Annotated in this window: 4 protein-coding genes; all 4 read left to right on the top strand. The window is 42.0% G+C overall.

The annotated features are described in order from the left end of the window. The first annotated feature begins 105 nt into the window (after window positions 1–105). The 4 genes from JO375_RS06830 to JO375_RS06815 all read left to right on the top strand — a co-directional run bounded on the left by JO375_RS06830 (window position 106) and on the right by JO375_RS06815 (window position 8,097). On the top strand, window positions 106–513 hold the full coding sequence (locus tag JO375_RS06830; protein ID WP_229523304.1) for a prepilin peptidase: 408 nt from the start codon (window positions 106–108) through the stop codon (window positions 511–513). Between the two features lie 617 nt (window positions 514–1,130). Next, a complete protein-coding gene (locus tag JO375_RS06825) occupies window positions 1,131–5,720 on the top strand; it encodes a fibronectin type III domain-containing protein (protein ID WP_229523744.1) in 4,590 nt (1,529 codons plus the stop codon). 74 nt (window positions 5,721–5,794) lie between these two features. Continuing rightward, on the top strand, window positions 5,795–7,723 hold the full coding sequence (locus JO375_RS06820; protein WP_229523743.1) for an ATP-dependent DNA helicase: 1,929 nt from the start codon (window positions 5,795–5,797) through the stop codon (window positions 7,721–7,723). A gap of 17 nt (window positions 7,724–7,740) precedes the next feature. Then, the gene (locus JO375_RS06815) at window positions 7,741–8,097 is read left to right on the top strand and encodes a hypothetical protein (protein WP_229523742.1); all 357 of its coding nucleotides are present in this window, start codon (window positions 7,741–7,743) and stop codon (window positions 8,095–8,097) included. Window positions 8,098–8,423 lie beyond the last annotated feature (326 nt).

Here is an 8,423-nt window from a genome sequence, read left to right as displayed (position 1 = left end):
GAAATTTAGTTTCATGTACGACAAACAAAATCAGAATCTTTGGCAGCATGTTTGAGGATACACAAAACGTGAGGACTCGAAATTAATATGTGGTTATATATTCAGATGGCATATACGCTGTGTGTACTTTATCTTTTCAGCATCCAAGATATAAAAACGCGTATAGTTCCGTTAAAATGGGTAATTTTATCCTTGTTTGGAAGTCTAGTATTAAGATTTTTGTACTCTCCTAACCCATTTTCAGAATATATTATCTCATCGCTATCCGTCGGTATTTTCTTGTGGATACTCTCCATACTTAGTAATCGTGGTATGGGTGGTGGAGATATTCAATTAGTCGCATGGCTTGGGCTCACTGTAGGCTTTTTTGAGACAACGTTCGTTCTTATTGTTTCAAATTTGTTAGTTCTCTGCTATCGAATAGTCAAAAAAAATCTTGACTATATTGCCTTTGTTCCATATCTCTGTGCTGGTGAGTTAGTGCTTGTTTATTTAAGAATATTTTCTCAGTGAAGTGAAGGAGAAAAATACGTTTCAAAAGTGGATCTTTAAGCTAGTTGATATAGTCCTCTATATCTTGGCTCTGTACCATGTAACCCACGTTCTTGTGGTCCTCATAGTGTTATTTGTCACGCTCATGAATTTACTGTTTTTTAGCTACTCCATACGAAACCCAAAGAGATTGAATCGTTGGTATGAGTATTCTATAAAGCAAGATCAAGCCTATTTGCATTTTCCGCCTTCTATCTTCATCGGTTATTGGGCTAGTCGTACTACCTTGCTGGATTCCAGAGAAAATGCGATGAGCAAGCTAATCTCGTTTGGGCATGATGATATCTATGGAGAAACAGTCAGTTTAACTAAAATCAATAGCCATATAACTGAATTTCAGGTGCTGAACAAATGGGGTAGAGAAGGCATGTTAACAATGATTACTACAATCGTTTTGACTGCGTTCAATTTACGGAATGTATTAACACTGACAGTGACTCGAAAAGTGTACAATATACTTTTCTCACATCAGTTCATTTGTTTTCGTTATAGGTAAATTTTTTTAGATTCTAATTATCCAATCGATTAGATAATGATTTTTAGATTAGTTCAGTTACTAACTAGATGAGGAGAGGTATATGCACACCATTAATAAAAGAAAGGCTAGAAAGGTTGGCAGATGGATTTACGTAGTATTGGCATTCCTGATCACGTTGACTACAATTCCGGTATTTCCTAGTGAGGCCGCCGCTGCTACGGTTACACCTTTAAAGGAGATTATTGGTGGCCCTGGCTGCGGAAATAACTTGGGTACGGCTCCGGGTGAAGGTTGGGGTAGTGGTCGAGGGGCTACAGATGTAACTCGACAGACTACAAGCACTGGATATAAGTGTACTGAAAAAGAGCCTTACGAGCGCTATGTCGATTTAGGTGGTACTTATGATCTTAAGGACTATAGGATTTTGGTTATGTTTACAGGAGAATCTTTCCTAAAAGTAGCTACTTCTCCAACAACTAGTTACTATGCGCAGCATTCCGGTTATACAACTTGGACCAGCTTGGGTAATTTCAGTTCAGCTGATCAAACCCAATACCAAGGTAAATGGTGGGATATCACCGATACAATTGGGGACAAGCGTGTTGCAGCTGTTGAAGGTTATGGAGTCGACTTTTTCGCTAATTCTTCCCGTTTAACTACTTTCGGCGTTCGGGTAGTTCCAAAAACTGCTTACTTACCTAGTCCTCCTCAAGTAAATGTTGGAGCTCAAGGTCAATCAAGTGCTGGTTGGACAAAAGGCCCTGTAAATGTTTGGCTTGATGGCGATGTCGCGCCGGAAGGACTGGATTACTACGAGTATAGTGTAAACGGTAGCGCATTCCAGCGCTATACCGGTCCTTTTGCAGTCAGTGAACATGGTGTGAATTCGATTTATGCCAGGACTGTGGATATAAAAAAGAATGCCAGTGGCCTTTCTATTGGAACTGTAAAGATAGACCGGATGCCACCTACACCTCCAACAATTACAGCTGCAGGTAATAGCAATGATTATACGCTATCGTTGCAAGCGGGGGCAGATGATTACTCTGGCCTGGCGCATACTCAATTCCGGATCGCTGGCGTTGTAAATCAAGATTGGCAGGATTACGGAGGGCCATTTCATATCAATAAGGATGGCAAAAGCACGGTTTATGCACGTTCCATAGACAGTGTCGGCAATGTGAGTCAAGAAGTGAGCAAAGAAGTCATTATTGATAAAAAGGGACCGACTGCACCGGTTATTCGGGTTACTGAAGCAGGACCTACTGTAAACAATGTGAATGTGACCATCGATTCGGGTAGCGACCCTGTAAATGGTATTAGAATGACACAATATCGTCTAAATCCCGAAGGAGCTTGGCAGACATACAATGGAGCTTTTACTTTAACAGCTGAAGGGGAGTATGAGATCGCTGCGCGGACAATAAATAATCTAGATGTGGCCAGTCCGCTTACAACACAAAAGGTCATCATTGATCGAACAAAACCGACGATACCACATATTGAACTCTCTGAGCTGACTTCACTTGCATCATATACCAATAAACCTGTGACGTTCGAAATATCCGGGTCAACAGATGCAGCTCCTGTTCATTACGAATATCAGATTAATGGTGGTAGTTATAATCCTGGTTCGAGTGGAACTTTGGATACGTCTGGAATGGTAAAGCTGATAGCCGTGGCTGTTGATGCAGCAGGAAATCGCAGTGCACCAGCAACTACTCAATCTTTTATTGACATGGTACCTCCTGAAATCAATGTGACTCCTAATTCTCGCGACTGGAAGGAAGATGCGGTTGACGTAGAGATTCGTTATAAGGATGAGCATTCAGGTATTGATCCTGCTTTAATGCAGTATAAAGTCACAAATAGCCCTGAATCACCGTCTGCTTGGGATACCGCTCCAGACACCCAAACTCGGTTAACCATAACGTCTGAAGGGGAATGGTATATTCATGCCAAGGTTCAAGATCGGGCAGGCAATAAGTTCGAAACAACTAGCAAGGCGTTACGTATCCAGAAAGCCCCACAGCCAGCTGAACTTTCTGCTTCGGCAATTAGGAACAAAGAAGTTGATTTACAGTGGACCCTACCATCTGGGTATACGGACGGTTACACCTACACCATCCGGAATTTAACGACCAATCAGATATGGGATGTGCCACATCCAGGTAACACCTTCACGGATACTGGATTGCAAGGGGGACATCGATACGAGTACGAACTACGCTCCAGTAATCATGTAGGGGGTAACGCTTACTCAAATCGAGTTAGCGTGCTGACGCTACCAGATGCCCCAGAAGATATTCGCTTGCATACCGTTTCCCGAACACCGGCACGCATTAAGGCTGACATTACACCTGTTGCTTCAGCTGATCGGTATCATCTTACTGCGACGGATGTAAATACAGGTCAAGTGGTCTTTGATAGTTCATCTGTAACGAAGGACGTATACAACTCAATTACGAACCTTGCACCAGGTACGGTGTATGATATTTCAGCTGCTGCCATTAATGCTACTGGCGAGGGTGCAGCCAAACATATTTCCTTCTTGACTTTACCCGACAGCCCTAGTGGTTTTAGAGATGTGACGGTAAGAGAAGATGGTATCGATCTCAAATGGAACACTGTTACAACGGCTACGTACTATGAGCTTGAGCGTGACAGCGCATCGGTTTATAAAGATGTGTATTCAGAATTTTCTGATACCGGTTTACGTCCAGGTACGGAATATGATTATGCAATTTCCGCAGAGAATACAAGCGGTTTCGGAGATTATACACATCTGGGAGTAACCACATTGCCGGGCCAGGTTACTACATTGTCAAGTGTCGAGAGTGATGTTTACTCTACAACTGTAGGCTGGGAAGATGTACAAGGTGCTGACGGTTATATTCTAAATGTTAATGGAGATCCGGACGTGCGTCTTACTCGCGGTCTTAACCGCTACACATTTGAAGGGCTGCCTGCAGGTACACCCGCTACAATCCGTATTAGGGCTTACAATCGCAGCGGTACCGGTAAAGATACGGTCATTACCGCTTCTACAACACCTACTGCTGTAGTTCATCCAAGAGCGGAAGACATCCAGGAGCACAGTGCAGTAATTGTATGGGAACCGGTACAAGGTTCTACAAAATACAAAGTGAGCATGAATGGCCAAGACTACTATAGTACGGCCAATCGTGTATTGGTTACAGGATTGGAAGGGGGAACCTCTTACAGTTTTCAAGTAAGCAGTGGAAACAACGGGGGCTATGGACCAGCATCGTCAGGTGAGCTGCTTACCTTGCCACCTCAAGTGGAAGGTGTAAAAGCTACCGAACTTGGAAACGGCCAGATTCAATTAAACTGGTCAGCTGCAAAGAGTGCTCATAAGTATGTAATTGTCCGCAAGGATACCGATGAGTTGATGGACGCTAGTCAACCTAGTATTATTCTTCCAAATTTCAAGCCCGGAATAATTTATTCTTTCAGAATTCAGGCAGTGAATACGACGGGCGCTGGGGATATGACACCCTATGTGTATCGTACATTGCCAAGCGTGATATCAAATCATGATCTTGTGATTAAAGACATATCCGATACCGGGATGCGTGTGACATGGAAAGAAGCAGAAGGTGCGGATAGCTACAACATATACCAGGATGGTTTACTCATTGGTAATACGGCCGATCTTGAATTTAAGGTAACGGGTTTGGATAGTTCGACCATCTATAAGATTAGCGTTAAGCCGGTGAATACAACAGGTGAGGGGAAACCAACAGTGGGTTCGGCCGAAACACTCCCATCCCCGGAGTTTGATTTCACAAAAACAGAGACCACCAATAGCGAAGTAATGATTAGGTGGGAATCCATTCACAGGAACGATATTTTCGTGTTGAGCGACCAGAACGGTAAAGAATTGTACCGTGGGACGGATAGAGCATATATTTGGTCAAATTTAAAAGAGGATAAGACCTATAGTGTGCTTTTGTGGGCTGAGAATAGTGGTGGGAAACGTACTGAGGCGAAAAAAGCAACTGCTAAGACTACAGGATCTTCTGCACCAGCTGGAGGAGGTGGCGGTGGTATCACGCCGGTGGTCATTAAAGAACAGACAGATGTGAAGCCACCGATAGAAGCTCAACCATCACCAACAAAAAATGATTCTGGGAACCGTTTTGAGGATATTGATCGCATATTTAACAAAGATAAAATAAATGAACTTGCTGATAAAGGCATAATCAAGGGGACATCGAACAAGCTGTTTGAACCAAGTAGACCAGTAACACGGGTTGAATTTACATCCATGCTTGTGAGAGCACTCAATTTGCCGAGTGAGCCGGATATGTTACTAAGCTTTGAAGATATCAACCCTACCGCTTGGTATATTGATCCACTTAAAACTGCGATTAAAGATCAAGTAGCTCGCGGATTCAGCAGCACCGTGTTTGCTCCGGATCGAGTCATTAACCGGGAGCAGGCTGCGAAGATGACTAATAACGTTGTTAAGTCTGCTCCACAACAAGAAGTGAATGTTTACTCAGACACTTCGAGTATTGTGGCATGGGCTCGTGACGATGTACTTGGGCTTACTGAGCACAACTTGGTTCAGGGCTATCCGGATGGTAGCTTCCGACCTAAACAAGACATTACACGCGCCGAAGCCGCAGAGATTATCTTTAATATGCTCGAAAAAAATAAGTGATAGCAGTAAGGAGAATTGGGAGGGGCTCCCCCTCCCGGTACATAAAAAAGATTGACAAGAAGGGAACTAGATATATGCAAAGTTTCATTCAAAGGACATTCCAGCAAGGCGGTCACTTATCCAAGATTGTCGATGGCTATTCACCAAGAGCTCCACAAATTCAAATTTCTTCAAAAGTGGCAGAATGTTTGGGTGAAGAAAGACACTTGCTTTGTGAGGCAGGCACCGGAACTGGCAAATCATTGGGGTATTTACTGCCGGCAGCAAAGTGGGCAGTTCAAAACAATAAAAAGGTAATTATCTGCACACATACCATTCCTCTGATGAACCAAATTTTAAAGATCGAACTCCTGCGTGTAAGTCAAATCATGCGCATGGAGAACTTGAATCTTCGATATAAATTGATCAAAGGAAAATCACATTATTTATGTAAATCGAAATTAGGTAATCTGTTTCGGGAGCTGGAGGGGAGCAAGACAAGGGAAGCGGAAATGATTAGAAGGATTGCCGAAAAAGAAAATGTTTTGGATCGTTCGGATCTTGGGTTTCAAGTAGAAGATCAGTTGTGGAACCGTATTTCTGCCTCTTTTTGCCCTGTCAAAAATAAATCGGGTGAATGCTCACTTGAGAAAAATAAAGCTGCGCTAATAGGAGCTCATATCATAGTCACGAACCATGCCTATTTTTTTAATGATTTGGTTGTGCGTAAAAAAACAGGGAATGGAAATCTGCCGCATTATGATGCAGTCATCTTTGATGAAGCCCATGAGATTGAGGATGTGTGCTGCAAAGCATTTGAGAAGAAAGTTGAGGTTCAACAGTTTGAGTCATTATTTACGGAATTTTTTAAGCATGAACAGGTGTTGAAGCTGGGCTTGGATAGTAGGCTGAAGCTCAATGATCTTCACCGGGATTTTCAACGTCAAATAGAAGATCTATTTGAAAGGATCTCTCGGTATATGGCCCGTAATCAAGGAAGCAAAGGAGGATTCTATTTAATCCCCTCCAAAATCGCAGCAGTTGATGAGATTTGTACCGCATTAGGCAATTTTATTAAGACAGTAAAAGAGATGAAGATAAAATCGGTCTCGGAGATACTTGACCGTATATTTGAAGGAAATGACGATTTAGATTTCATTGGCCAAGTGGAGAAAAAATCATGGGCTTATTGGGCTACCTCTGACGAAAGAAGGAATATTGCATTACATGCAGCTCCTTTGTTCCCAAAGGCTGTGCTGGCCTATGGATTATTTGATAAGGTGCCGGTTATTCTGGCCAGTGCAACAATCGCAACAGGAGATAATTTTAACTTCTTCGCTGGGAGAATTGGTGTTAAGGATTATGCCAGTATTATTGTGGGCAGCCCCTTCGATTATGCAAACAAGACCATGCTAATTTGTCCAGACGATGCACCCGATCCAGGATCAAATGAATTTATGCCCTACGTCTCTGCCAAGCTTCAAGAAATGTTGATGTACTCTGGCGGGCGCATGCTGGTTCTCTTCACCAGCATGGAGAAGATGAAGAGAGTATATCAGGATATGAGTTTTTATTGTAGAGAGAATGGATACAATCTGGTCGCTCAGCAGCCTGGCACAAGTAGGGAAGAGATCATAGGTCAGTTGAAATCTAACCCCAAAACGATGGTTCTCGGGTGTACAAGCTTTTGGACAGGGGTCGACGTTCCTGGTAATGCGCTGACTACAGTCGTTATTCCAAACCTACCCTTTCCAATGCCCAATGAACCATTGATACAAGCACAGGTTAAGCTTATTGAAGATGCGGGAAGAAGCAGCTTTTTTGATTATATGTTTCCTAAAATGATGACCAAATTAAAGCAAGGATTTGGTCGTCTGAATCGCTCTATGGCATGTCAAGGAGTCGTAGTCATTTTAGACAACAGATTAGTGAAAAAAAAGTACGGAGGGATGATACGTCATGGTTTGCCTTCATGTCCTTTTTCACGCCAAATAGACAATATGATTAACATTTTACCTTGTTAGGAAAGAAGGAATATAGAATGACGTTCAATTGTTTTTGTATAGATGAAGGATGTAAAAAATCCAATTTCTTTCAATCTAAAAAAATATCTGAAGTCTGGGAATTCGTTGTTGAGAGAAAATCCCTATATCATGAAGTGTTGGTCTTAAATGAAAAAGAAGAAGTCGTAATACATGCTTCAAACGGATGGATTGATTATCCGAAGCGTTGGTCTATTCTGGATCTGGAACATACATTTGTGGAGAACAAAAAAAGAGAATTTAACGCGGATGAATTCTTAAATGCTGCACAAGGGTTGGGGTTTCTCCTAGATGGAAATGCTCCTCAATCTATTCAAGAGGTTGATTCTCTGATTATGTCGTTGTATGTGGAATAAACAAGTGTGCATTCATATCTGCAGAACAGCGCTGTGTTATGTTATTCTGGCTATCCGATAGCTTTCACTTTTAGGGAAATATTTGTTCAGAGAAAATAAACTTGAAGACAAATACAGATCGCACTTCGCTTACAACCATACTGGCAGTTTCAAATCTCCCCGATATGTGTGTAAAAAATTAGACAGCTCCCTTTTTTTATTGTAAAGTGAACTTATAGATAGATATTATCTAATCGATTAGATAATATCTATCTTAGATTTGGAACACACTTTTGTGAAGAACAGAAATGTTGAATTTAACAAATAGTTGTCAGAATTCCCGCATC

The sequence above is a fragment of the Paenibacillus farraposensis genome (assembly GCF_020736845.1).
In the GTDB taxonomy this organism is placed as follows: domain Bacteria; phylum Bacillota; class Bacilli; order Paenibacillales; family Paenibacillaceae; genus Paenibacillus; species Paenibacillus farraposensis.
This window is presented reverse-complemented; position numbering and strand designations above follow the sequence as displayed.

What these genes read in the sequence shown, in the direction of transcription:
- JO375_RS06820 (WP_229523743.1), top strand. Translation starts at nt 5,795, where the DNA reads ATGCAAAGTTTCATTCAAAGGACATTCCAGCAAGGCGGTCACTTATCC.
- JO375_RS06825 (WP_229523744.1), top strand. Translation starts at nt 1,131, where the DNA reads ATGCACACCATTAATAAAAGAAAGGCTAGAAAGGTTGGCAGATGGATT.
- JO375_RS06815 (WP_229523742.1), top strand. Translation starts at nt 7,741, where the DNA reads ATGACGTTCAATTGTTTTTGTATAGATGAAGGATGTAAAAAATCCAAT.
- JO375_RS06830 (WP_229523304.1), top strand. Translation starts at nt 106, where the DNA reads ATGGCATATACGCTGTGTGTACTTTATCTTTTCAGCATCCAAGATATA.